This window comes from Streptomyces sp. H39-C1, from assembly GCF_027158125.1.
Classification (GTDB): Bacteria; Actinomycetota; Actinomycetes; order Streptomycetales; family Streptomycetaceae; genus Actinacidiphila; species Actinacidiphila fildesensis.
In genome coordinates, this window is sequence record NZ_JAPVLS010000102.1 from 1 (window position 1) to 22,208 (window position 22,208).

Here is a 22,208-nt window from a genome sequence, read left to right on the forward strand (position 1 = left end):
GGGAGACGTCGGCGGCCGTGGGCGTCGTCGGCAGCGGCTCGGCGGGAACGTCCGGAGACGGCGCGTCGGCCGGCGGGGTCGCCAGCTGGGTCGCCACGACGCGCCGCAGCACGTCCCGCAGCACCAGGAAGCGGCCGAGCCATGCCGCGTCGACGGCCACCGCCGTACCGCTCGGGACGAGCCCGGTGCCGTACAGCCATTCGGTGAGGCGGCGCGGCGAGTCGAGACGGTCGACGGGCTCGTCGGAGAGCCGTCCGGTGACGGTCGCGAGGAGGTCGAGGCTCACCCGCCCGGTGTCGAATCGAAGCTCGGAGGAGGCCGTAACCGTCATGTGCCTGTCACCCTTCCAGCCGCCGCCCGTCACCCGCTGCCCCCAGAGTGCCCCGCCGGGGCCACCGGGGCTAGGTCAAGGGACGGGCCGGTGGGCAGGTGGATGGACGGGCCGGTGGGCGGGGCGGTGGACGGGGTCTACTCCTCCCCCGCGTACTTCTCGTCCGTCAGCGGGTCCAGTGCCAGCCGGTAGCCCCGCTTCACGACGGTCTGGATGAGTTTGGGCGCCCCCAGCGCCGTCCGCAGCCGGGCCATCGCGGTCTCGACGGCGTGCTCGTCGCTGCCCGCGCCCGGCAGGGCCTTCAGCAGATCCGCGCGCGGGACGACCCACCCCGGCCGCCGCGCCAGCGCGCGCAGCAGCGCCATACCGGCCGGCGGTACGGTCCGCAGTTCGCCGTCGACGACGGCCGCCTGGCCGCGGATCTCGACGCGGCGGCCCGCGACGGGCAACGCCCGTACCCGTCCCGGCAGTTCGGCGGCGATCAGCTGGACGAGCGGGCCGAGCCGGAAGCGGTCCGGCTGGAACGTCGGGATGTCGTGGGCCTCCAGGGGGAGGGCGGTGACCGGTCCCACACAGGCCGGCAGGACGTCGTGCCGCAGCGCGTCGAGCAGCTTGTCGAGCCGGCCGAGCCGGTCGGCGCGTTCCAGCAGCGAGGCGGCCGCCGGGGCGCTCGTGAAGCTCACCGCGTCGAGCGACCGGGCGATCGCCGCGTCGATGAGCCGGTCGACCGGCCCGATGTCCTCCGGCGGCATCCACCGGTACACCGGTACGCCGACGACCTCGGCACCCGCCGCCCGCAGCGACTCGATGAAGCCGGGCAGCGGCTCACCGTGCAGCTGGACGGCGATCCGCCGGCCCACCACCCCCTGCTCCAGCAGCCGGTCGAGCACCTCGGCCATCGACTCGGAGGCGGGCGACCAGGTCTCCGTCAGCCCGGCCGCCCGGATCGCGCCCTTCACCTTGGGCCCGCGGGCCAGCACCTCCACCCCGCTCAGCCGGGCCAGCAGGGCCTCGCCGAGGCCCCAGCCGTCGGCGGCGCCGATCCAGCCGCGGAACCCGATCGCGGTGGTGGCCACCACGATGTCCGGTCCGTTGTCGAGCAGTTCCTTGGTCGCCGAGAGCAGTTCCGCGTCGTCCAGCAGCGGCACGATCCGCAGCGCGGGCGCCCGCAGCACCACCGCCCCGCGCCGCTCCAGCAGCGCGGCCAGCTCATCGGCCCGGCGGGCCGCCGTCACCCCGACCGTGAAGCCTGCCAGCGGCAGCACGGAGGCAGCCGCGGCGAGTTTCCCGGGCGCCGTGACGGGTGCCGTGGTGTCGGTGGGCTCGGCCGACGGCGCCCGGGCACCGTCCGCACCCTGTTCTGTCTTCCGCACCTGCATGGCTTGCCCCGCTCCGCTGGAGGTACACGTACCTGGTGGCCCCCGCCGCCGGTGGATGGTCACGTCCGGCCGATCCGCCGGTCGGACGCATCGTGCCAACACGGGGTGACGGGCGGGGATCGCCAGGATTTCCCGGGTGTTACGCCCGTATCCCGGACCCTGGCGCGGCCGGGCCCGCTCACACCTCCGCGTAGCTCAGCTGCGGCGCCGGTTCCGCCGCCGGGGAGAGCGCCGGCGGAGCGGCGGGACGGCGGAGGTATACGGCCCAGGTGAGCGCGAAACACACCGCGTAGAAGGCCAGGAAGGAGACGAAGGCCGGGGTTCCGGTGTGCGCGGTGAGGAAGGACTCGCGGAACGCCAGGTTGATGCCGAGGCCGCCGAGCGCGCCGACCGCGCCGATCAGTCCCATGGAGGCCCCGGAGAGCCGGCGCCCGTACGCCGCGGCCGCCTCACCGCTGAGGCCCTTGGCGAGCGCCTTGGCGTGGTAGATGCCGGGGATCATCTTGTACGTCGAGCCGTTGCCGAGCCCGGTGAGCACGAACAGGGCGATGAATCCCGTGGTGAAGACCGGCAGCGACTTCTGCACGGAGGCGAGCACGACGACGAGCGTCGCGGCGGCCATCCCGAGGAAGTTCCAGAGCGTGATGCGCGCTCCCCCGAACCGGTCCGCGAGGCGCCCGCCGACCGGACGGATCAGCGAGCCGAGCAGCGGCCCGATGAAGGTGATCGAGGCGGCCTGCAGCGGGGTGCGGGCGAACTGGTTCTGCAGCACGAGGCCGAAGGCGAAGCTGTAGCCGATGAACGAGCCGAAGGTGCCGATGTAGAGGAAGGACATGATCCAGGTGTGGGCGTCCCGCACCGCCTCCCGGGCCGCACCGGTGTCGTTCCTGACCGGCGCCAGGTTGTCCATCCGCAGCGCGGCCAGCGTCGCCGCGATCACGATGAGCGGGATGTACACCCCGAGCAGGATCCGCGGGTGCGCGGCGCCCGCCGTACCGATCACCAGGAGCCCGACGAGCTGGATCACCGGCACGCCGATGTTGCCGCCGCCCGCGTTGAGGCCGAGCGCCCAGCCCTTCTTCCGGAGCGGGAAGAAGGAGTTGATGTTGGTCATGGAGGAGGCGAAGTTGCCGCCGCCCACCCCGGTGAGCGCCGCCACCAGCATGAAGGTGGTGTACGAGGTGCCGGGCTTCATCACGACCGCGGCCGCGATGGTGGGGAGCAGCAGCATCAGCGCGCTGAAGACCGTCCAGTTGCGGCCGCCGAAGCGCGCCACGGCGAACGTGTACGGGACCCGGACGAGGGCGCCGACCGCGGTCGCCGTGCCCACCAGGAAGAACTTCCCGGCCGGGTCGATGCCGTACTGGGGGCCCATGAAGAGCACCAGGACCGACCACAGGGTCCAGACGGAGAAGCCGATGTGCTCGGACAGGACGGAGAAGAGCAGATTGCGGTTGGCGGTCCTGCGTCCGCCGTTCTCCCAGAACTCGGTGTCCTCCGGATCCCACTGCTCGATCCAGCGGCTCCCCTTGCGCGTTTCCGTAGCGGTGGCATGCATTACGCCTCCAGGCCCTGCCGGTGTCGGGTGTCGTCCACGACAGTAGGAACGGCCGGTTACCGCCCGATGGCCCGAGGTGACGCGGGGGGAACCATGCACTCACCCGGCGCCGGGGGGCGCTGTGAGACGCGCGTCGGGATCGGGGAGCACCGCGGGACGCGCGTCGGGATCCGGGAGCGCCGCGAGGTGCGCGTCGGGATCCGGGAGCCAGCTGCCGGCGGGCCGGTGCAGCCAGCGTCCGGCCGCCGCCAGGGCGGTCACCGCCTCGTGCAGGGCGGTCAGCCCGGGGTGGCGCAGCCCGCGGCGCCAGACCATCGAGACCAGGGCGAGCGGAACGGGGTCCACCAGCGGCCGGAGCACCGCGCCGGGCATGTCGACGAACTCGGTGGTGGCCAGTACCGGCCAGCGGTGTTTCGCCACCAGCCGGATGAACTCCGCCTCGCCCTCGATCTGCGGGAAGGGCGCGGCCACCGCGATCCCCCGGCCCGCGAAGAGCCGCTCGGCGAGATCGGTCCACTCGGCGGTGGTCGGATTCCCGGCCCCCGCGTACAGCGTCTCCCCCGCGAGCGCGTCCAGCGGGATCCGCTCCAGGCGCGCGAGCGGGTGCTCCTGCGACAGGACGACGGCCATCGGCTCGTAGCGCACCGGCCGGTGGTCGAGCCGGGACAGGGCGGCCGGGGCCAGCCCCGCGACACGGCCGAAGGAGACGTCCAGCCGGCCGGCGAGGATATCGGCGGCGGCGCCGGTGAGACCGCTGTGGAAGCGGGCGATCAGCTCGCTGCCGGGAGCCGTCGCGCGCGCCTCGTCCAGTACCCGGCGCCCGGTGCTGACGGGCGCGCTGACGTCGACGAGCAGCGGCCGGTCGGCCGCCGCGAAGGCCGCGGCGAGCTCGTCCTGTGCCGCGAGCACGCGCCGCGCGTAAGGAAGAAGCCTTTCCCCGTCGGCGGTGAGTTCGACGCGCCGGGTGGTGCGGACGAACAATTCGGCGCCCAACTCCCGCTCCAACCGCCGGATGTCACGGCTGAGGGCCTGTTGCGCCACATAGAGCGCCGCCGCGGCACGGGAGAAATGCAGTTCCTCGGCGACGGCGGTGAATGCGCGCAGCAGGCGGGGTTCCAGGTCATGAGGCACGCGGCCATTGAACACCGGCCCCTCGCCCGAAGCCATTGACAACACAAATGCGTCAATGGCCGCCGATCAGGTGTTGGACCGCGACGGGAGCCCGCCACGAAGCTGATCGCATGCACCGTCCCGCACCGCTGCTGCTCATGGCCCCCGGCGGCACCCTCATCGCCGCCGACCGCACCGTCAACCACCCCGACGCCGTCCGGCCGCCCCGCCGCCCCCTCCCGCCCCGGCAGGCCCGTACGCCGCGGCCGTCCGGCCGCTTCGGCGCCTACCGGCGGATCTTCGCCGCTCCGGGCGCCACCGCCTTCACGGTGGGCAGCCTGCTGTCCCGCGCCCCGATGGGGATGTTCGGCGTCAGCCTGATCATCATGATCGCCACGACCCGCGGCTCCTACGCCCTCGCGGGCGCCGTGGCCGCCGCCGGCATGGCCGCGACCGCCGTCCTCGCCTCGGTCGTAGCCCGGCTCACCGACCGGTACGGGCAGGCCAGGATCGCCGTGCCCGCCACCGTGTGGTCCGTGGCGGCCTGCCTCGTCCTGCTGCTCTGTGTGCGCTACGACGCCCCGTCCTGGACGCTCTTCGCCGCGTACACCGCCAGGTCCACGTCCCCGAACACCGGCGGCATGGCCCGCGCCCGCTGGGCGCACCTCTACCGGGACGACCCCGCAGCCCGCCATGTGGCCAACTCCTTCGAGCAGGTCGCCGACGAGCTGTGCTTCATGCTCGGCCCGGTACTGGCCGCGTTCCTGTGCACGGCGCTCTTCCCCGAGGCGGGCATGCTGGTCGCGAACGTCCTGCTGCTCAGCGGGGTACTGCTCTTCGCCGCCCAGCGCGGCACCGAGCCGCCCGCCCCCGGACGCTCCGCGGCCCGTAGCGGCTCCCTGCTGCGGGTACCCGGCCTGCCGGCCCTGCTGGCGGTGTTCTTCTGCACCGGGGTGATCTTCGGCTCGCTGGAGGTCACCACGATCGCCTTCGCCGACGCCCGCGGACACGCGTCGGCGGCCGGCGCCGTCCTCGCCCTGCAGGCCGCAGGCTCCGGCACCGCGGGCCTGTTCTACGGCCTGTCCAAGCCCACCGGACCCGCCACGGCCCGCTTCGCGGCCTCGGTGGCGGCGATGGCCGCCCTGATGACCCTGCCGCTGCTCGCCGGCGGGCTGCCGGCGCTCGCCTGCTGTCTCTTCCTCGCCGGCTGCGCCACCGCCCCCACCATGGTCAACGGCATGACCCTGGTGCAGAGCCTCGCCCCGCCGGCCCGCCTCAACGAGGGCATGACCCTCGCCGTCACCGGCATCCTGGCCGGCATCTCCACCGGCGCCGCCCTGGCCGGCACCGCCGCCGAACGCTTTCCCCCGGGCACCGGCTTCTGGCTCCCGGCCGCCGCGGGCGCACTGGCCGCCGCCCTGGCCCTTCGGGTGCACGGGAAGCGCACGGGAGGGAGACTCCCGGAAAGCGCACATGAAAAAGGCCCCACCGCGTGAGCGGCGAGGCCTTCGTCATACATGGGGTTGGTGGAGATGGCGGGAATCGAACCCGCGTCCTGTGGTGCGGAATCAGGGCTTCTCCGAGCGCAGTCCGCTGTGCTTTTCTCAGCCCTGGCAATCACGCGGACAAGTTGCCAACGGGCTCAGTCACTGTTTGGTTTCCTTCAAGCCCCCGTGACCGGGTCATGAAGTTTAGTTCCCTTGATTATGCCAGGATCCAGGCCGGGAACAGCTCCTGGGCTGACACTCCGTAGAGCTTTCTCTCTAGCTACTTATTAGGCAGCGAGGGAGAAAGCGGAGGCATCGCGCTTGGTGTTGGCGATTATGTTTTGCGACATATGGTTAACGAGATCATTGCCGCTTCCTCGGCTCGCTTCCCCTGCTTCGACATCCCCAGTCGAAACCGATCATCCCCATGTTGATTTTTCAAAGTGTCACCGGCGCAGCCGGGCGAACCCGACAGATCCGGTGGCGCTGCACCCATCGTACGTGACCAACGCCTTGACGGGCCACTGCATTCCCGCGCGCCCGGGCCGGGCGCGGCACCTCGCGCGCGGGTGTCAGGCGCGCTGGCGCCTGCGGACCGCGGAGATCGCGCGGTTCGACTCCCGGGTGTCCTGCTTCTCACGCAGGGTCTGCCGCTTGTCGTACTCCTTCTTGCCCTTGGCCAGCGCGATCTCGACCTTCGCCCGGCCGTCCTTGAAGTACAGCTGGAGCGGGATGATCGTGTGGCCCGACTCCTGCGTCTTGTGGATCAGCTTCGCGATCTCGGTCTTGTGCAGCAGGAGTTTGCGCTTCCTGCGCGCCGCGTGGTTCGTCCACGTCCCCTGGGTGTACTCGGGGATGTGGACGTTGTGCAGCCACGCCTCACCGCCGTCCAGCTGCGCGAAGCCGTCCACCAGCGAGGCACGGCCCATGCGCAGCGACTTGACCTCGGTGCCGGTCAGCACCAGGCCCGCCTCGAAGGTGTCCAGGATGAGGTAATCGTGGCGCGCCTTCTTGTTCTGCGCGATCAGCTTGTGACCAGTCTCTTTCGCCATAGCGCGGCCATTCTCGCACTAGGAGGGGGGTCTGAGGCCACTCAATACTTGTCTGGCCTCCGCGACCGCCTTGTCGGAGGCTCCCGAGGGGGCCGATCCGCCGCTCACCGTGAGGTCGGGCTCTATGCCCCTGCCGTCCACGTTCCGCCCGTCGGGCAGGCTGTAGTGGCCGACGGTCAGCTCGGCGACCGAGCCGTCCGGCAGTTCGCTGGGCATCTGCACCGCGCCCTTGCCGAAGGTCCGCGAGCCCACCACGACCGCCCGGCCGCGGTCCTGCAGCGCGCCCGCGAGCAGCTCCGCGGCGCTCATGGTGCCGCCGTCGACCACGGCCACCAGCGGGGTCTCGGTGTCGCCGCCGTCGCTGGCGTAGAGGGCGCGCTGCCGGCCGTGCACGTCATAGGTGGCGACCAGGCCGCCGTCGAGGAAGACCGAGGAGACCGTGACGGCCTCGGTGACCAGACCGCCGGAATTGCCACGCAGATCGAGCAGCACGCCCCGGCTCCCGGCGCGCACCGCGGCACGTACCGCGGACCGCACCTGGCCGCCGACGCCCTTGGTGAACGCCTCGATCTTGATGGAGGTGACGTCCCCCTCCAGCTTCCCGACGGTGACGGCCTCGGTGGCCAGCACCGCGCGACGCAGCGTGATGTCGCGGTTACCGCCGGCGTGGTCCAGGCCGAGCCGGACGACGGACCCCGCGGCGTTGTCGCCGCGCAGCTCCGCCACGACCTCGGTGACCGGCTTGCCGTCCGCCCGCACCCCGTCGATCGACTGGAGCCGGTCGCCGACCTGCACCCGCGCGAGCGCCGCGGGGCTGCCGGCCTGCACCCGGGCCACCTGGATCCAGCCACCGCCGGTGCGCCGCACCCAGAGCCCGACGCCCACGTACCGGCCGTCCAGGGCCTGTTGCAGGCCCGCGTACTCCTGGGCGGTGTAGAACGAGGACCAGCGGTCGCCGCTGCGGCTGACCAGCTCTTCGGCGGCCTCCGGGCCGACCTTGCCCTCGTCGATCGCCTTGGCGATCGCGTCGGAGTCGACGACGTTGCGCGCCGGAATCCTGCTCTGCGCGGCCGACGCGGACCGGGCCGGAACCGCCAGGGTGCCGACTGCCGCGCCGGTGGCCAGCACGGCGCCGAGAACCATCGTCAGGGCGACCCCGCGGCGTGAGCCGCGGGGCGTCCCGAACATCAACCGGCCGGACATGGCGGGAAGTCTAGGCCAGAAACGGGCGCCATACGGAGAGTTGACCGCAGACCACCCGAAGCGGCACTCAGACCTTGAGGTATTTACGCAGCGTGACGAGGGCGGCGAGGGCGGGCATCAGCATGCTGACCACGAGGACCAGCGGCAGCACCTTGATGACATCGCCCCAGCCGAGGAAGTTCACCAGCGGGATCTTGTCCTGCAGCTTCAGCCCGTGGTCGATCAGGAAGTACCGGCCGGTCATGAGCATGCCGCAGGCCACACCGCCGCCGACCAGGCCCGCGAAGGCCGCCTCGGCGATGAACGGCATCTGGATGTAGAAGCCGGACGCGCCCACCAAGCGCATGATCCCGGTCTCGCGCCGGCGGCTGAACGCCGAGACGCGCACGGTGTTGATGATCAGCAGCATCGCCACGATCACCATGAAGAGCATGGTCCCGAAGGCCACCGCCGTCATACCGCCGAGCAGGTCGAAGAGGTTCTTCAGCAGCTTGCGCTGGTCCTGCACCTCCTGGACGCCCGGACGGCCGGCGAAGGCGCTGGAGACGACCTGCACCTTCGTCGGGTCCTTGAGCTTGACGCGGTACGACTCCTGCAACTGGTCAGGAGAGAGGGACCCGGCGACCGGCGAGTCCTTGAACTGCTCCTGGTAGTGCTTGTACGCCTCCTGCGAGGACTCGTAGAAGACGGTCTCGACGACCGGGAGCTTCTCCAGGTCGGCCTTGATCGCCTTCTTCTGCTCGTCCGTGACCGCGCCCTTGGAGCACGAGGGGGTGCTCTTCGCATCCGCCTTGTTGCAGAGGAAGATCGACACCTGGACCTTGTCGTACCAGTACCCCTTCATGGCGTCGACCTGCTGGCTGGCGAGCCAGGATCCGCCGGCGAGGGCGAGCGAGAGGGCGACGGAGATGATCACCGCGAAGGTCATGGTGAGATTGCGCCGGAGACCGACGCCGATCTCCGACAGGACGAACTGGGCGCGCATGATGTCCTTTCAGGGGTTGGTGGCTATGACTACGGAGCAGAACCCGGTTCGGTTCAGTGCTGGTAGCCGTAGACACCGCGCGACTGGTCGCGCACCAGTCGCCCCTTCTCGAGCTCGATGACGCGCTTGCGCATCTGGTCGACGATGTTCTGGTCGTGGGTGGCCATCACCACGGTGGTTCCGGTGCGGTTGATGCGGTCCAGGAGCCGCATGATGCCGACCGAGGTCTGCGGGTCGAGGTTTCCCGTCGGTTCGTCCGCGATCAGCAGCATCGGCCGGTTGACGAACGCGCGGGCGATGGCCACACGCTGCTGCTCACCACCCGACAGCTCACCCGGCATGCGGTCCTCCTTGCCGGCCAGGCCGACCAGGTCCAGCACTTCGGGAACCGTCTTGCGGATCGTCCCGCGCGGCTTCCCGATCACTTCCAGTGCGAACGCCACGTTCTCCGCGACGGTCTTGTTCGGAAGCAGCCGGAAGTCCTGGAAGACCGTACCCAACTGGCGCCGCATCTGCGGCACCTTCCAGTTGGAGAGCCTCGCCAGGTCCTTGCCCAGGACGTGCACCATGCCGGTGTCGGTGCGCTCCTCGCGCAGGATCAACCGGAGGAAGGTCGACTTTCCGGACCCCGACGAACCGACGAGGAAGACGAACTCGCCCTTCTCGATCTCCAGCGAGACATCCCGGAGTGCAGGACGGTTCTGCTTGGGGTAGGTCTTGGTGACGCTGTCGAATCGGATCACGTTCGCACCAGTGAGGTAGCCGGATATTGGGGGCGGACAACCGCAGGGGCGGCTCTCCTGGTGTGGGCGACCATACGCGAACGGCGTAGGGCCGCGCAGTCGGCGTCCTGGGTTCGTGTGTTTGCGCACAGGGCACAGGGGGACAAACCAGGCATCGGGCCATGCACGTCACCCTGTGAAATCATGCGAGGCGCGCCGATTGTGCCCGAAGCTGGCACAGTGGAGGAACGGAACGGCCTACTGGCGCGTTCACCGGGCGGAGGAGGAGATGGCATGACATCCGACCGACTGGTGTGCGCCAACTGCGCCGGCCCCGTGAGCGAGGGCCACTGCGCGGTCTGCCGCGCCAACCGCGCCCGCCTCCAACAGGAAAACCCCTGGTCCGCCCTGACCCCGGCAGCCCTGATCGCCCTCCTGGTGGCGCTGCTGGCCGTGGTCCTGGTCGTCGAACACGCCACGTAACCGTCCCGGCACTTCCCGCTGTGCACAGAGGGGTCGGAAGACCACGCCGGTGAGAGAGCACGCCTGAGAGGGGCCCGGAGCGCGCCGCCTGCGCGCTCCGGGCCCCTCTCATGAAGATGTGCTACTGGCGGCCTGTTCAGGCAGCCGTGCGCCGGTTGGTGAAGCGCGGCATCATGCGGAAGCCGATGCCACCGGCGATCATCGTCGCGGCGCCGACCAGCAGGAAGGTGGTCTCACCGGAACCGGTCTTGGCCAGCTCCTGGTTGGTGTTGCCCTGCGCCACCGGCTTGGTGTTCTGGTTGTCGGTGCCGGTGTTGTTGCAGTTGACGCTGTCACCGGTCAGGGTGCAGGTGTTGCCGCCACCGGTCGAACCGCTGGACGAGGAACCGCCCGTGGTGCCCGTGGTGGTGCCGGCGGTCGTGCTGCCCGTGGTGGTGCCGGCGGTGGTACCCGTGCTGGTGCCCGTGGAGGTACCCGTCGAGGTGCCCGTGGAGGTACCGGTCGACGTGCCCGTGCTGGTGCCGGTGCTCGTGCCGGTCGACGTACCGGTGCTGGTGCCCGTGGAGGTACCGGTCGACGTGCCCGTGCTGGTGCCGGTGCTCGTGCCGGTCGAAGTACCGGTCGACGTACCGGTGCTCGTACCCGTGGAGGTACCGGTGCTGGTGCCGGTCGAAGTACCGGTCGACGTACCGGTGCTGGTGCCCGTGGAGGTACCGGTCGACGTGCCCGTGCTGGTGCCCGTGCTGGTGCCCGTGCTCGTGCCCTCGGTGCCTTCGGTGGTGCCCTGGGTGACGCCGACGGTGGTGCCCTCGGTCGTGCCCTCGGTGACGCCGACGGTCGTGCCCTCGGTCGTACCCTCGGTGACGCCGACCGTGGTGCCCTCGGTCGTGCCCTGGGTGACGCCGACGGTCGTGCCCTCGGTGTCGCCGCCCGCGGCGTTCGTCGTGACGGTAACGGCCTGAGCCACACCCACGGCGGTCAGGGACGCGCCCGTGGCGATGACTGCGGCGGCGGCTATACGAGCCATGCGCAGCCGAGTGTTCTTCTTGCTCATCTGGTAACTACCCCCAGTAGCGGATCTTCGTATGTGGAGCAGCTATGGACAGGACGGCAACTCACGTCCCGGTCATACGCATGCCGCGCAACACCTTTCCCATAATTCCCGGCAGCGTCAAGGTCATTCCAACCGGAATGCCGGAATTAGCGTCATATGGCGGTCAGTTGTGTAGGTGGCTGTGACATAAAAAAGGCAACTGCCATCCAATGGATGGCAGTTGCCGACAGAAACCGACGCGTCAGGCCCTAGTCCTGGGAGGCCTTCTGCTGGCCCTTGCGCCAGCGGATGCCCGCCTCGATGAAGCCGTCGATGTCGCCGTCGAGGGCGCCCTGCGGGTTGCCGACCTCGTAGTCGGTGCGCAGGTCCTTGACCATCTGGTACGGGTGCAGCACGTACGAACGCATCTGGCTGCCCCAGGAGTTCCCGCCGTCGCTCTTGCCGAGGGAGTCCATCAGAGCCTGCTCCTCCTGGCGGCGGCGCTCGAGGAGCTTGGCCTGGAGGACGTTCATGGCGCTCGCCTTGTTCTGGATCTGGGAGCGCTCGTTCTGGCAGGAGACCACGATGCCGGTGGGGATGTGGGTCAACCGCACCGCGGAGTCGGTGGTGTTGACGCCCTGGCCGCCGGGGCCCGAGGCGCGGTAGACGTCGACGCGCAGCTCGGACTCGTCGATCTCGAGGTGGTCGGTCTTCTCGACGACGGGGAGCACCTCGACGCCGGCGAAGGAGGTCTGGCGGCGGCCCTGGTTGTCGAAGGGCGAGATGCGCACCAGGCGGTGGGTGCCCTGTTCGACGGAGAGGGTGCCGTACGCGTACGGGGCCTTCACCGCGAAGGTGGTCGACTTGATGCCGGCCTCTTCCGCGTAGGAGGTCTCGTAGACCTCCGTCTGGTAGCCGTGCCGCTCGGCCCAGCGCAGGTACATGCGCTGGAGCTGCTCGGCGAAGTCGGCGGCGTCCACGCCACCGGCCTCCGCGCGGATGTTGACCAGGGCCTCGCGGGCGTCGTACTCGCCGGAGAGAAGGGTGCGGATCTCCAGCTCGTCGAGCGCCTTGCGGACCGAGACCAGCTCTTCCTCGGCCTCGGCGAGGGCATCGGCGTCGGCCTCGTCCTCGGCGAGCTCGAACATCAACGACAGGTCGTCGATGCGGCCCCGGAGCTGCTCGGCCTTGCGCAGCTCGGCCTGGAGGTGCGAGAGCTTGCTCGTGATCTTCTGCGCCGCCTCCGGGTCGTCCCAGAGGGACGGCGCCGCGGCCTGCTCCTCGAGAACGACGATATCGGCCCGCATCGCGTCGAGGTCCAGGACGGCCTCGATCGACCCCATGGTCGAGGAGAGGGACTTCAGCTCTTCGGATACATCGACGACTGCCACGGGTCCAGACTACCGGCTGGTCGAACGGGACGTTCTCGCCCGGGGGCGGTCCTGTGACGGGAGACACCTCCGGGCGCCGGACCCGACCCGGCCCGAGGCATCGGCCGGACCGGCCCGGAGGCCGCACCCGCACCCGCCCGGAGGCCGCGCGTCAGACCTGCGCGGTGGCCCGGGTGAGGGCTCCGGCCGGGGTGCGGACGTACAGCTCCAGGACGCGGCCGGACGACGTGACGGCGGCCGGGGTGGTGGCCTCGGTGGCACCGGGCAGGGCGGCGACGGACCACTCCGCGCCGCCGGCGACCGGGCCCGCGGCCTGCGAGAGGCCGCCTGAGGCGGCGGGGGCGAAGGCGTAGACCCGGTCACCGGAGGCCAGCGGCTCGGGGCGGCCGGCGGCGTCCATGCCCCGCAGGAGGACCGTGGGCCGCCAGGCGCCCGCCGAGTACGGCAGGCGCAGCACGGCGCCGTCGGCCTTGCGGACGACGAACGCGTCCAGGGTGCCCTTCGAACGGGAGACGAGCCCGGGGGCCGCGGTGATGCGGCCCGGGGTGGGGACCACCGACCAGGCGTTCCAGCGGCTGCCGACGAGGGAGGCGGTGACCAGGTCGCCGCCGGACCGGCCGACGAGGTCGATCCGGCCGGGCTCGGAGGAGGCGGCGGCCGGGGCGGCGTCGAACCGGGTGCGCTCGTCGACCTGGTACCACTGGTTCCAGGTTCCGTTGGTCATGGTCCGCCGGTAGAGCAGGCCGTCCGTGCCGAGGGCGAACAGGTCGAGGCGGCCCGGCGAGGCCGAGACGACCGCCGGGTCGTCGGCGACTCCTATTCCCGTCAGGTGCTGCCAGGCGCTGTAGGCGCCCGAGGCGCCGACGCCCCGGGTGACGTACCAGACGTCGTTGTCCTCGCCCCGGGCGAAGACGTACGTGGTCCCGGCGATGGTGATGGCGCGCGGGCCGCCGACCAGCTTCACGCGGGGCGCGGGCACCGCGCTGAACGCGGACCATTGCGGCAGCTCGACCGGGGTGCCGATGGAGCCCTGCGGGGAGGCGGCGCCGGCGGTGGGTGCGGTGGGGTGCGTGGTGGGCGGAGCGGTGGTGGGGTGGTCGTTGTCGGCCGGGGCCGTCGGCCCGGAGTCGCCGCCCAGCGAGGCGATGCCCCAGCCGCCCAGCCCCGCGACGACCAGCGCGGCGGCAGCAGCCGCTCCGACGCGCACCCGGCGGCGGCGCACGACGTCGGAGACGGCGCGGTGCCGCGGGCTCGCCGGGCGCCCGGCGGACGCCCCGCTGCCGCCGGAGCCGCCCTGGCCGCCACCGGAGCGGGAGCCGCGGCCGTACGCGGCCAGCTCCTCGGCGGAGGGCAGCTTCATGCTCGTGTGGGTGTCGCGGCTGGAGTCGGGGGCCGCGCCGCGCACCAGCGGCACGGCGCCGCGGTGGCTCGGCGGCTCGAACAGCCCGATGTCCGGCTCGTACGGGGTGTCGTCGTCGGCGTCCGCCGGGTGCTCGTCCGGCGCGTCCACGTCGAGCGGCGGCAGCCCGGCCAGCCGCGGCAGCTGGTCCCGGAGTCGTTCGCCCAGCTCACCGGCGGTGAGCCGGGACGCGGGGGCCTTGGCGAGACACTGCGAGAGCAGCTGCCACAGCTCATCGGGGATGTCCGGGAGCGGTGCGACGGCCTCGGTCACATGGCGGCGCAGTACGGCGCCGGGGTGGCCGCCGCCGAACGGCGTGAAACCGGCCAGCAGCTCGTAGAGGACCGTCGCCAGGGCGTAAATGTCGACACTTGCCCGGGGCGGGAGGCCTTCGATGATCTCGGGGGCGAGGTAGTCCGGGGTGCCGATGATGCGGGTGGCCCGGGTACGGCGCGGGGAGTCGACGAGGCGGGCGATGCCGAAGTCGGTCAGGAGCGCGGGGGGCGCGCCGCCGGGTCCGGTCGGGGCGGCGGAGTCGAGCAGCACGTTCTCGGGCTTGACGTCACGGTGGACGACGCCGGCCGCGTGCGCGGCGGCGAGGCCGTCCGCGACATCGGCGGCGATGGCGACGGCGGCCTCGGGGGCGAGCCGGCGCTCGCGCTCCAGCCGGGACCGCAGGTCGGTGCCCCGCACCAGGTCCATGACCAGCGCGAGGTCGGTGCCGTCCACGACGAGATCACGGATTCCGACGATCTGCGGGTGGTCCAGCGAGAGCAGCGCGGTGCGCTCCTGCACGAAGCGGCCCACGAGGTCCTGGTCGGAGGCGAGATCCTCGCGCAGCAGTTTGATGGCGACCGGACCCTCGGGGCCCTCACCCAGCCACACCGTGCCGGCGGATCCCCGCCCCAGCACCTGGTGGGCGGTGTACCGGCTGCCGATCTTCCTTGCCAAGGCCTGCTCCGACTCCTCCGACGGTCCGTCGCGCCGTATGCGGCGCTGTCGTGTTGGCGACAAAACTACGCGGCCCGGCGGCCGTTCGGGGGGCCGGTGTGCGGTGACGTGTGGTTCTGCGGGGGAAATCACCCGCCAGGTGTCGACAAGTCGGCAGCATGGCGCGCGTGATGGGGGTCGGCGGCGGGCATGACGAAGCCCGGCGGCACGCGTGACGAAGGTCGGCGTGAACGTCGGCGGTGATCGTGATGCGGGTCGGCGGTGAGCGGTGCCGGGGTCAGTTCCCCGACCCGGTCACCTCGTTGACCTTGTCCCAGGCGGTGCTGATCCAGCCCGTCGTGGTGTCCCAGAGGTTCTGGCCGCTGTCGACCCACTCCGGGAGCGGCGTGGTGTACCAGACCACCACGAAGATGACGATCAGCACCAGAATCGTCGTCAGACAGCCCTTGAGGCAGCCCAGGCCCGGAATCTTCATCGGGTTGGCGCCGCGCGGCCGCGGGTCGCGCCGGGGCTCGGGCTCCGGCGGCCGCTGCGGCTCGTAGCGCTGCGGCTGCGGCTGCTGGTAGCGCGGCTGGACCTGCTGCTGAGGCTGCTGCTGGTAGCGCGGCTGGGGCTGGGACGGCTGCTGCGGGGCGTACGGCTGCTGCCCCTGCTGCTGGTACTGGCCCTGGCCCTGCTGGTACTGATCCTGCTGGTACTGGTCCTGCCGGCCCCGGCCCTGCGGCTGGCCGCCGGGCTGCCGTCGCGGCCTGCGCCGCAGCGGGTCCTGCTCCGGGTCGAGGTACTGCAGCTCCGTCTGCTCGCCGCGCTGGCGGGCCGCGCTGAGCTGGGACTGCCAAGGGTGCGGGCCCTGCTGCTGATCCGCGTTGCCCTGCGGCGGGCCGTCGGGCACCGGCGGCAGGACGCGGGTGCCGTCGGCGCCGGCCGCGGTGGCGATCGGCAGCACACCGGTCGCGCCGTTCGGGTCGTAGCGGTGCGCGGGCAGCACCTGGGTGGGGTCGGCGCTGCCGGGGACGGTGGTCGGCGCGAGGTCGGGGCCGAGCAGCGCGGCGACGCCGAGCGCCGCCTCCGCCTCGGCGGGAGTCGCGTGCACACCGATCCCGGCGGCGGCCACGCGCAGCGCGCGGGCCAGGTTCTCGGCGCTGGGCCGCTCCTCCGGGTTCTTGCGCAGGCAGCGCTCGATGACCGTCCACAGCGGTTCCGGCACGTTGCCGGGGCGCACCGGCTCCTGGCTCAGGTGCGCGTGCAGCACCTCCAGCGCGTTGTCGCCGCGGAACGGCGCACGGCCGGTGACCAGCTCGTAGAGCAGGATGCCCGCGCCGTACAGGTCGACGGCGGACGTCTGCGGCTTGCCCTGCGCGGACTCCGGCGCGACGTAGGCCGGGGTGCCGACGAACTCGTGGGTGCGGGTGATGCCGGGCGAATCCGCCAGACGGGCGATGCCGAAGTCGGTGAGCATCGGGTGCATGCGCGGACTGCCGTCTTCGCCGTAGGTCGTGGCGAGCAGCACGTTCGCTGGTTTGAGGTCCCGGTGCACCACCCCGTCGGCGTGGCTGGCGGCGAGCGCGTCGGCGACGGCGGCGGTCAGCAGGGCGGCGCCGACCGGTGAGAACGGGCCGTTGTCGCGCAGGTACTGGTGCAGGTCGGGGCCGTCGACGAGGTCCATCACCAGGGCGAGCAGATCACCCTCGACCACCAGGTCCCTGACCCGCACGATGTGCGGGTGGCGCAGCCGTACGAGTACGGCGCGCTCGCGCAGGAACCGCATCACGATGTCGGGGTCGCTCGCGAGCTCTTCCTTGAGCACCTTGATCGCGACGACGCCGTCCTCGTCGCGCACCTGGGCGCGCCAGACGGTCCCCGTGGCCCCGCGTCCGAGTACCTCCTCGAGGAGGTACTTGCTGCCTACCGGCCGCACGTCATGCGCTCCCTGGTCTTGGTGGTGCTTCGTGGTACTTCGTGGTTCCCTGCTGCGCGCGGCCTGTGGGGCCGACCGTGCCAACTGTAGTGCGGACGGCCGCGGCGGCCCGCTGACAGCCGCATTCCCGGGCCGCAGGTGGCCGCATCCGGCCCCGGGGACGGACCGCGGAGCTGGGAGGTATGACGCGGCAGGCCACCGCTTGGTTGCTCCGCGACCGCCTTCCATTGCGACAAGCAGCACCTTTCCGGTCAACAACTGATCATTCAAGATCGCTCCTGTCAGGACCGGGGGCGGGTTGTCAGTGGCAAGTGGGAGGATGCATCCCGTACGGGTGTGACGGGGCAACAGGAGCCCGCCCGCTCGTGCTTGTACGTGTCGACGCGCCCGTGCGCGGTGGGGAGGCTTCCTGCCAGGCATCCGGGCAGAAGGGACCGCGGACGAGATGCAGATCCGGCTGACCGTCCTCGGGCCGCGCAGCGGCCGAGCGGGGCGCACCTGCGACGTGCTGGTCACCGCGCCCGCGGGGACCGCGCTGAGCGCGGTTTCCGGAGCGCTCGCGTCCGGAGCCGGCTCCGGCCAGCCCGCGCGCTCCTCCGGCTCCTCGGTCGCGCTCTATTCGGGCGCCGAGCGGCTCGACCCGGGCGCCCTGCTCGGCATGCCACCGCTCGTGGACGGCGCCGTGCTGTCCCTGCACACCCCCGCCGAGCAGCACGCGGAGCCGCCGTCGGGCGCGTCCGCCCCGGCCCGGCTGTGCGTCATCGGCGGCCCGGACTCCGGCGGCGTCCATCTGCTGCAGGGCGGCCAGGTCAGGATCGGCCGCTCCGCCGAGGCCGATGTCCCGCTGGACGACCCCGACGTCTCCCGGCTGCACTGCACCGTCACGGTCGCGGCCGACGGCCGGGTCACCGTCGCCGACCTCGGCTCGACCAACGGCACCACCGTCGACGACCGCCCCGTCGGGGAGCGGCCGGTCGCGCTCTCGCCCGGCGCGCTGCTGCGGATCGGCGAATCGACGCTCCACCTGGAACCGGGCCCGCGGGACGCGGCCGTTCCGGCGGCGCCCGACAGCGAGGGCCATCTGCGGGTCACCCTCCCCCCGGGGAACGCATCCACGACCGGACGGACCGGCGGGACGACACGGGCAGCCGGTGGCCACGGCTCGGCCACGTACCCCGGCCCCCGTCCGGAGTCCGCGCCCGCGGCCCACACGAGTCCCGAGGCGGCCGCCATGCCGCCGCGGCCGTCCGCGCCGCCCGTCCCGCCCGCCGCCGGGCCCTCGCGCCGACTGGACACCCCGCGCAGCGGTTCGCACGGCTACGCCGACCACGCCGAGGGGACGGACGACTCGGCGGCCACATACGGCCGCGGCGAACGGCTCCGGCCGGACGACACCGTGCCGGTGCGGGTGCCGAAGCCGCCGCAGCCCGGCGCAGGGCGGGTCGCCGGGACCATAGGAGCCTGGGCACGGCGGCTGGCGGCCGGCCGGACCGGGACCGGCGGGGCGGGCCAGGGCGCGGACGGCGCCCGGCTGGCCGCCGAGGCGGCCGCGCTGCGCGAGCGCTGGCCGGACCCGGCCACCGTGCTGCTGACCGCGCTGGGCCCCGGCCGCCGGCTGTGGGAGCGCGGGCCCGACCACCCGGACGCGCTGACGCTGCGGCTGGGCACGGCCGATCTGCCGTCGGAGGACGGCGCGGGCACCCTGCGCACCGTCCCCTTCACCGTCGACCTGCGCGATCCGCACACCTTCGCGCTCGGCCTCGCCGGGCCCCGGCCGCGGCTGGCCGGGCTGGCCCGCGCGGTGCTGGCGCAGGCCTGCGCGCTGCACTCCCCCAGCACGCTGGAGCTCGTCCTGATCAGTGCGGACCGCTCGCGCGGCGCCGAGCAGCGGGCCGACGAGTGGTCCTGGCTCAACTGGCTGCCGCAGCTGCGTCCCGCGCACGGCCAGGACTGCCGGCTGCTGCTCGCCTTCGACCGCGACCAGGCCGCGGCACGCGTCACGGAGCTGGCCCGCCGGCTGGAGGAAGGGCCGCTGGGCTCCGGCTGGGCCGCCGCCGCCCCGGAGGCCGTCGCCGAGGCCGCGGCCCACCGCGAGGGCCCGTACACCCTGGTCGTCGTGGACGGCGACCCCGGTTCCGCGACGCTGCGCGACACCCTCGAACGGATAGCGGCCGCCGGTCCCTCGGTCGGGATGCATGTGCTGTGCCTGGCCGAGTCGCCGGACCGGCTCGCGACGGAGTGCGGCGCCGTCGCCCAGTTGTCGGGCGATGTGGCGACGACCCTGCGGATGGATCCGTACGGGCCGGCGCAGGTCGTCGTCGACGCGGTCTCGCCCGCGTGGGCGGAGCGTTTCGCGCGGGCGCTCGCGCCGCTGCGGGAGACGGACACGGCGGCGCCGCGCGCCCGCAACGCGCTGCCGCGCACCGTGCGCCTGCTGGACGCGCTGGATCTGGCGCTGGCCACCCCCGCGAAGATCACCGCCCGCTGGGACGGCACCCCGGACGACGCGGACGCCCAGGAGGCCGGACAGGACGGCGGGCGGCCGGCCCTCACCGGTTACGCACGGGCCGGGGGCCGCGCCCTGGCGGTGCTGGGCTCGGGCTCCGGCGGCCGGGTCGTCGTGGACCTGGCGGCCGAGGGGCCGCATCTGATGGTGGGCGGCGCCGCCGGTTCGGGGAAGACCGAGCTGCTGCGGTCGATCGCGTCCGCTCTCGCCGCCGCCGAGCGGCCGGACCGGCTGGCGCTGGTCCTGGTCGACGGCGCGGGCACCGAGCGCGGCGAAGGACTGCGCGCGGTCACGGACCTGCCGCATGTCTCGACGTATCTGGCCGCCTCCGACCCGACCCGCATGCGGGAGTTCGCCCAGGCGCTCGGCGCGGAGCTCAAGCGCCGCGAGGAACTGCTCGGCGGCCAGGGCTTCGGCGAGTGGCACGCGGACCGGATGGTGACCGTGCCACGGCAGTCGACGGCGCGCGACGGCGGGCGGGGCGACGGCCGCAAACCGTCCGAGCAGGGCGCGCTGCGCGTCCAGACCCGCAGCGACTCCGCACTCCCCCGGCTGGTGGTCGTGGTCGACGACTTCGACGCACTGGTGGCGCCGGGGCTCGGCAGTACCGGCCGCCCGGCGGCCGGTTCCGTCGTGCGGGCACTGGAGGCGGTGGCCCGCGAGGGCGAGCGGCTCGGCGTGCACCTGATCGCGTCGACGGGGCGCCCGGAGCGCACCTCGGGGACCGAGGCGGACGAACGGTCACGGCTGCGGATCGCGCTGCGCACCGAGGATCCCGCGTCGGCCGCCCTGCTGGTCCATGTCGAGGATCCGGCGGGGCTGGACGAGGAGGTGCCCGGCCGCGGCTATCTGCGCCGTCCCGGCGGCGCGGTGGCGCCGTTCCAGGCGGGCCGGGTCAGCGGACGCATCCCCCGTACGGCGACGCTGCGGCCCACGGTCGTACCGCTGGAGTGGGAGCGGATGGGCGACCCGCCGACCCGCCGGCCGCTGCGCGAGCTCGGCAACGGGCCGACGGACCTGGCGCTGCTCGCCAGCGCGCTGCAGCGGGCCGCGGAGTCCGCGGGGGCGGGCCCGGCCCAGCCGCTGGTGTGACCGAGGCGCGACCGCCGGCTCCGGCGGATCGGGCGGGGGCCCAATTCTCCGGTGATTAAACCCCTCTGACGCCGCATCACGTCAAGGTCACGATCAACCCCTATACCCCGCCCATGCCCTTGCGTCGCCGATCGGCCCGGGCGTAGGACAGACGGACCGGACCGAGGGGATGAGCAGATGCGTACATTCAGCACGCGCGCGCACAACCACCAGGCACGAACCGCGCTGGCCGTTGTGGCGGCCGCCGCACTGGCGCTCACCGCGGCCGGCTGCGGCAGTGACGACAAGAAGGACGCGGGGCCGTCATCGGGCGCTCCGTCGGCCTCGTCGTCGGGGCTCCAGTTGCCGGATCTCAAGGGCCAGAAGCTCGAAGTGGCCGCCGTGTGGACCGGCGCCGAGCAGAAGAACTTCCGAGGTGTGCTGGACGAGTTCGAGAAGCGCACCGGTGCGAAGGTGACGTTCGTCCCGACGGGCGACAGCACCTCCACCTTCCTCGGGACGAAGATCCAGGGCGGGGCGCCGCCGGATGTGGCGTTCCTGCCACAGGTCGGCGTGCTGCACCAGTTCGCGGACAAGGGCTGGCTCAAGCCGATCGGGCCCGAGGCCCAGGCGCAGCTGACCAAGAACTTCTCGAAGGGCTGGCAGGATCTCGGCGCCTACCAGGGCAAGCAGTACGGGGTCTACGCCAAGGCCGCCAACAAGTCGCTGGTCTGGTACAACACCGCGGCCTTCCAGCAGGCGGGCGTCACCGAGCCGAAGACGTGGGACGACTTCCTGAAGGCCGCGGAGACGGTCTTCGAGTCGGGCACGCCCCCGGTATCGGTCGGCGGCGCGGACGGCTGGACCCTCACCGACTGGTTCGAGAACGTCTATCTGAGCCAGGCCGGCCCCGAGAAGTACGACCAGCTCGCGCAGCACAAGATCAAGTGGACCGATCCGTCCGTGAAGGACGCGCTGACCACGCTGGCCGGGCTCTTCGGCAAGAAGGACCTGATCGCGGGCGGCCAGAGCGGCGCGCTGCAGACCGACTTCCCGAAGTCGATCAGCCAGACGTTCACCGGCACCCCGCCCGGTGCCGCGATGGTCTACGAGGGCGACTTCTCCGCCGCGGTCATCTCCTCCAGCACCAAGGCGAAGGTCGGCACCGACGCCAAGGTGTTCCCCTTCCCGGCCGTCGGCAGCGGCAAGCCGCCCGTGGTCAGTGGCGGTGACGTCGCCGTGGTGCTGAAGGACGGCAAGGGCGCGCAGGCGCTGCTGACCTTCCTCGCCTCGACGGACGCGGCGCAGGTGTGGGCGAAGCCCGGCGGCTACGTGTCGCCGAACAAGTCGCTGGACCTGGCGGCCTATCCCGACGAGGTCTCGCGCGCGATCGCCAAGGCGCTGATCTCGGCGGGCGACGACTTCCGCTTCGACATGTCCGACCAGGCTCCCGCCGCCTTCGGCGGTACCAAGGGCGAGGGCGAATGGAAGGACCTGCAGGACTTCCTGGTGAAGCCGACCGACGTGGCGGGCGCCCAGGCGAAACTCGAAGCGGACGCCGCCAAGGCGTACAAGAACTGAGGCACCGGTGGCCTCGACGGTGACCACGGGGGGCGCGGCCGCGGCCGG

15 protein-coding genes, 1 other RNA gene and 1 pseudogene are annotated in these 22,208 nt (G+C 72.4%); 4 read left to right on the forward strand and 13 right to left on the reverse strand.

Translation table 11 applies throughout. The features are described from left to right. The 4 genes from O3W51_RS40585 to O3W51_RS40600 all read right to left on the reverse strand — a co-directional run. Window positions 1–331 (reverse strand): ABATE domain-containing protein (locus O3W51_RS40585; protein WP_269288826.1); only part of this gene is annotated, 331 nt, incomplete at its 3' end. A 137-nt stretch (window positions 332–468) separates the two neighbouring features. After that, window positions 469–1,596: a uroporphyrinogen-III synthase gene (locus O3W51_RS40590; protein WP_244809827.1), complete on the reverse strand. Its 1,128-nt coding sequence runs from the start codon at window positions 1,594–1,596 to the stop codon at window positions 469–471. 292 nt (window positions 1,597–1,888) lie between these two features. Continuing rightward, entirely contained in the window at window positions 1,889–3,268 is a 1,380-nt protein-coding gene (locus tag O3W51_RS40595; RefSeq protein ID WP_138357580.1) for a nitrate/nitrite transporter, read from the reverse strand. Window positions 3,269–3,367: 99 nt separating this feature from the next. Next, window positions 3,368–4,399 (reverse strand): LysR family transcriptional regulator, encoded by a 1,032-nt coding sequence (locus O3W51_RS40600; RefSeq protein ID WP_138357581.1) that lies wholly within the window; start codon window positions 4,397–4,399, stop codon window positions 3,368–3,370. Window positions 4,400–4,509: 110 nt separating this feature from the next. On the opposite strand from O3W51_RS40600, the gene O3W51_RS40605 reads away from it, so the two are divergent. After that, complete coding sequence (locus O3W51_RS40605; RefSeq protein WP_269288827.1) at window positions 4,510–5,874, forward strand: MFS transporter; 1,365 nt, start codon at window positions 4,510–4,512, stop codon at window positions 5,872–5,874. Window positions 5,875–5,902: 28 nt separating this feature from the next. Here O3W51_RS40605 and ssrA read toward each other — a convergent pair. The 5 genes from ssrA to ftsE all read right to left on the reverse strand — a co-directional run bounded on the left by ssrA (window position 5,903) and on the right by ftsE (window position 9,848). Continuing rightward, window positions 5,903–6,292, reverse strand: a transfer-messenger RNA (tmRNA) gene (ssrA, locus tag O3W51_RS40610). 145 nt (window positions 6,293–6,437) lie between these two features. Next, window positions 6,438–6,917, reverse strand: a complete 480-nt coding sequence (gene smpB / locus O3W51_RS40615) for an SsrA-binding protein SmpB (RefSeq protein ID WP_138357582.1) — start codon at window positions 6,915–6,917, stop codon at window positions 6,438–6,440. Between the two features lie 18 nt (window positions 6,918–6,935). Beyond that, window positions 6,936–8,120 carry a S41 family peptidase gene (locus O3W51_RS40620; RefSeq protein WP_138357583.1) on the reverse strand — a complete coding sequence of 395 codons (1,185 nt, stop codon included), beginning with the start codon at window positions 8,118–8,120 and terminating at the stop codon, window positions 6,936–6,938. A gap of 67 nt (window positions 8,121–8,187) precedes the next feature. Next, window positions 8,188–9,105 (reverse strand): permease-like cell division protein FtsX, encoded by a 918-nt coding sequence (ftsX, locus tag O3W51_RS40625; protein WP_138357584.1) that lies wholly within the window; start codon window positions 9,103–9,105, stop codon window positions 8,188–8,190. A 53-nt stretch (window positions 9,106–9,158) separates the two neighbouring features. Further along, the gene (gene ftsE, locus O3W51_RS40630; protein ID WP_138357585.1) at window positions 9,159–9,848 is read right to left on the reverse strand and encodes a cell division ATP-binding protein FtsE; all 690 of its coding nucleotides are present in this window, start codon (window positions 9,846–9,848) and stop codon (window positions 9,159–9,161) included. A gap of 273 nt (window positions 9,849–10,121) precedes the next feature. Here ftsE and O3W51_RS40635 point away from each other — a divergent pair, with 273 nt between their 5' ends. Next, a complete protein-coding gene (locus tag O3W51_RS40635; protein ID WP_138357586.1) occupies window positions 10,122–10,310 on the forward strand; it encodes a hypothetical protein in 189 nt (62 codons plus the stop codon). Window positions 10,311–10,446: 136 nt separating this feature from the next. On the opposite strand, the gene O3W51_RS40640 is transcribed toward O3W51_RS40635, so the two are convergent. From O3W51_RS40640 to O3W51_RS40655, 4 genes and pseudogenes are all read right to left on the reverse strand, one after another. Continuing rightward, window positions 10,447–11,364, reverse strand: coding sequence for a hypothetical protein (locus tag O3W51_RS40640; protein WP_269288830.1), 918 nt, complete (start codon window positions 11,362–11,364; stop codon window positions 10,447–10,449). Window positions 11,365–11,612: 248 nt separating this feature from the next. Further along, entirely contained in the window at window positions 11,613–12,734 is a 1,122-nt protein-coding gene (prfB, locus tag O3W51_RS40645; protein WP_138357588.1) for a peptide chain release factor 2, read from the reverse strand. A 1,075-nt stretch (window positions 12,735–13,809) separates the two neighbouring features. Further along, window positions 13,810–15,084, reverse strand: a pseudogene (locus tag O3W51_RS48615) (serine/threonine-protein kinase); the annotation flags it as partial. Window positions 15,085–15,361: 277 nt separating this feature from the next. After that, the gene (locus O3W51_RS40655; protein WP_138357590.1) at window positions 15,362–17,002 is read right to left on the reverse strand and encodes a serine/threonine-protein kinase; all 1,641 of its coding nucleotides are present in this window, start codon (window positions 17,000–17,002) and stop codon (window positions 15,362–15,364) included. 445 nt (window positions 17,003–17,447) lie between these two features. On the opposite strand from O3W51_RS40655, the gene O3W51_RS40660 reads away from it, so the two are divergent. Both O3W51_RS40660 and O3W51_RS40665 read left to right on the forward strand, forming a co-directional pair. Beyond that, window positions 17,448–20,600: an FtsK/SpoIIIE domain-containing protein gene (locus O3W51_RS40660; protein ID WP_269288832.1), complete on the forward strand. Its 3,153-nt coding sequence runs from the start codon at window positions 17,448–17,450 to the stop codon at window positions 20,598–20,600. Between the two features lie 177 nt (window positions 20,601–20,777). Further along, the gene (locus O3W51_RS40665) at window positions 20,778–22,160 is read left to right on the forward strand and encodes an ABC transporter substrate-binding protein (RefSeq protein WP_138357592.1); all 1,383 of its coding nucleotides are present in this window, start codon (window positions 20,778–20,780) and stop codon (window positions 22,158–22,160) included. The last annotated feature ends 48 nt before the right edge of the window (window positions 22,161–22,208 follow it).

What these genes read in the sequence shown, in the direction of transcription:
- O3W51_RS40595 (WP_138357580.1), bottom strand. Translation starts at nt 3,268, where the DNA reads ATGCATGCCACCGCTACGGAAACGCGCAAGGGGAGCCGCTGGATCGAG.
- O3W51_RS40660 (WP_269288832.1), top strand. Translation starts at nt 17,448, where the DNA reads ATGCAGATCCGGCTGACCGTCCTCGGGCCGCGCAGCGGCCGAGCGGGG.
- smpB (WP_138357582.1), bottom strand. Translation starts at nt 6,917, where the DNA reads ATGGCGAAAGAGACTGGTCACAAGCTGATCGCGCAGAACAAGAAGGCG.
- O3W51_RS40640 (WP_269288830.1), bottom strand. Translation starts at nt 11,364, where the DNA reads ATGAGCAAGAAGAACACTCGGCTGCGCATGGCTCGTATAGCCGCCGCC.
- O3W51_RS40620 (WP_138357583.1), bottom strand. Translation starts at nt 8,120, where the DNA reads ATGTCCGGCCGGTTGATGTTCGGGACGCCCCGCGGCTCACGCCGCGGG.
- O3W51_RS40635 (WP_138357586.1), top strand. Translation starts at nt 10,122, where the DNA reads ATGACATCCGACCGACTGGTGTGCGCCAACTGCGCCGGCCCCGTGAGC.
- O3W51_RS40605 (WP_269288827.1), top strand. Translation starts at nt 4,510, where the DNA reads ATGCACCGTCCCGCACCGCTGCTGCTCATGGCCCCCGGCGGCACCCTC.
- ftsX (WP_138357584.1), bottom strand. Translation starts at nt 9,105, where the DNA reads ATGCGCGCCCAGTTCGTCCTGTCGGAGATCGGCGTCGGTCTCCGGCGC.
- O3W51_RS40665 (WP_138357592.1), top strand. Translation starts at nt 20,778, where the DNA reads ATGCGTACATTCAGCACGCGCGCGCACAACCACCAGGCACGAACCGCG.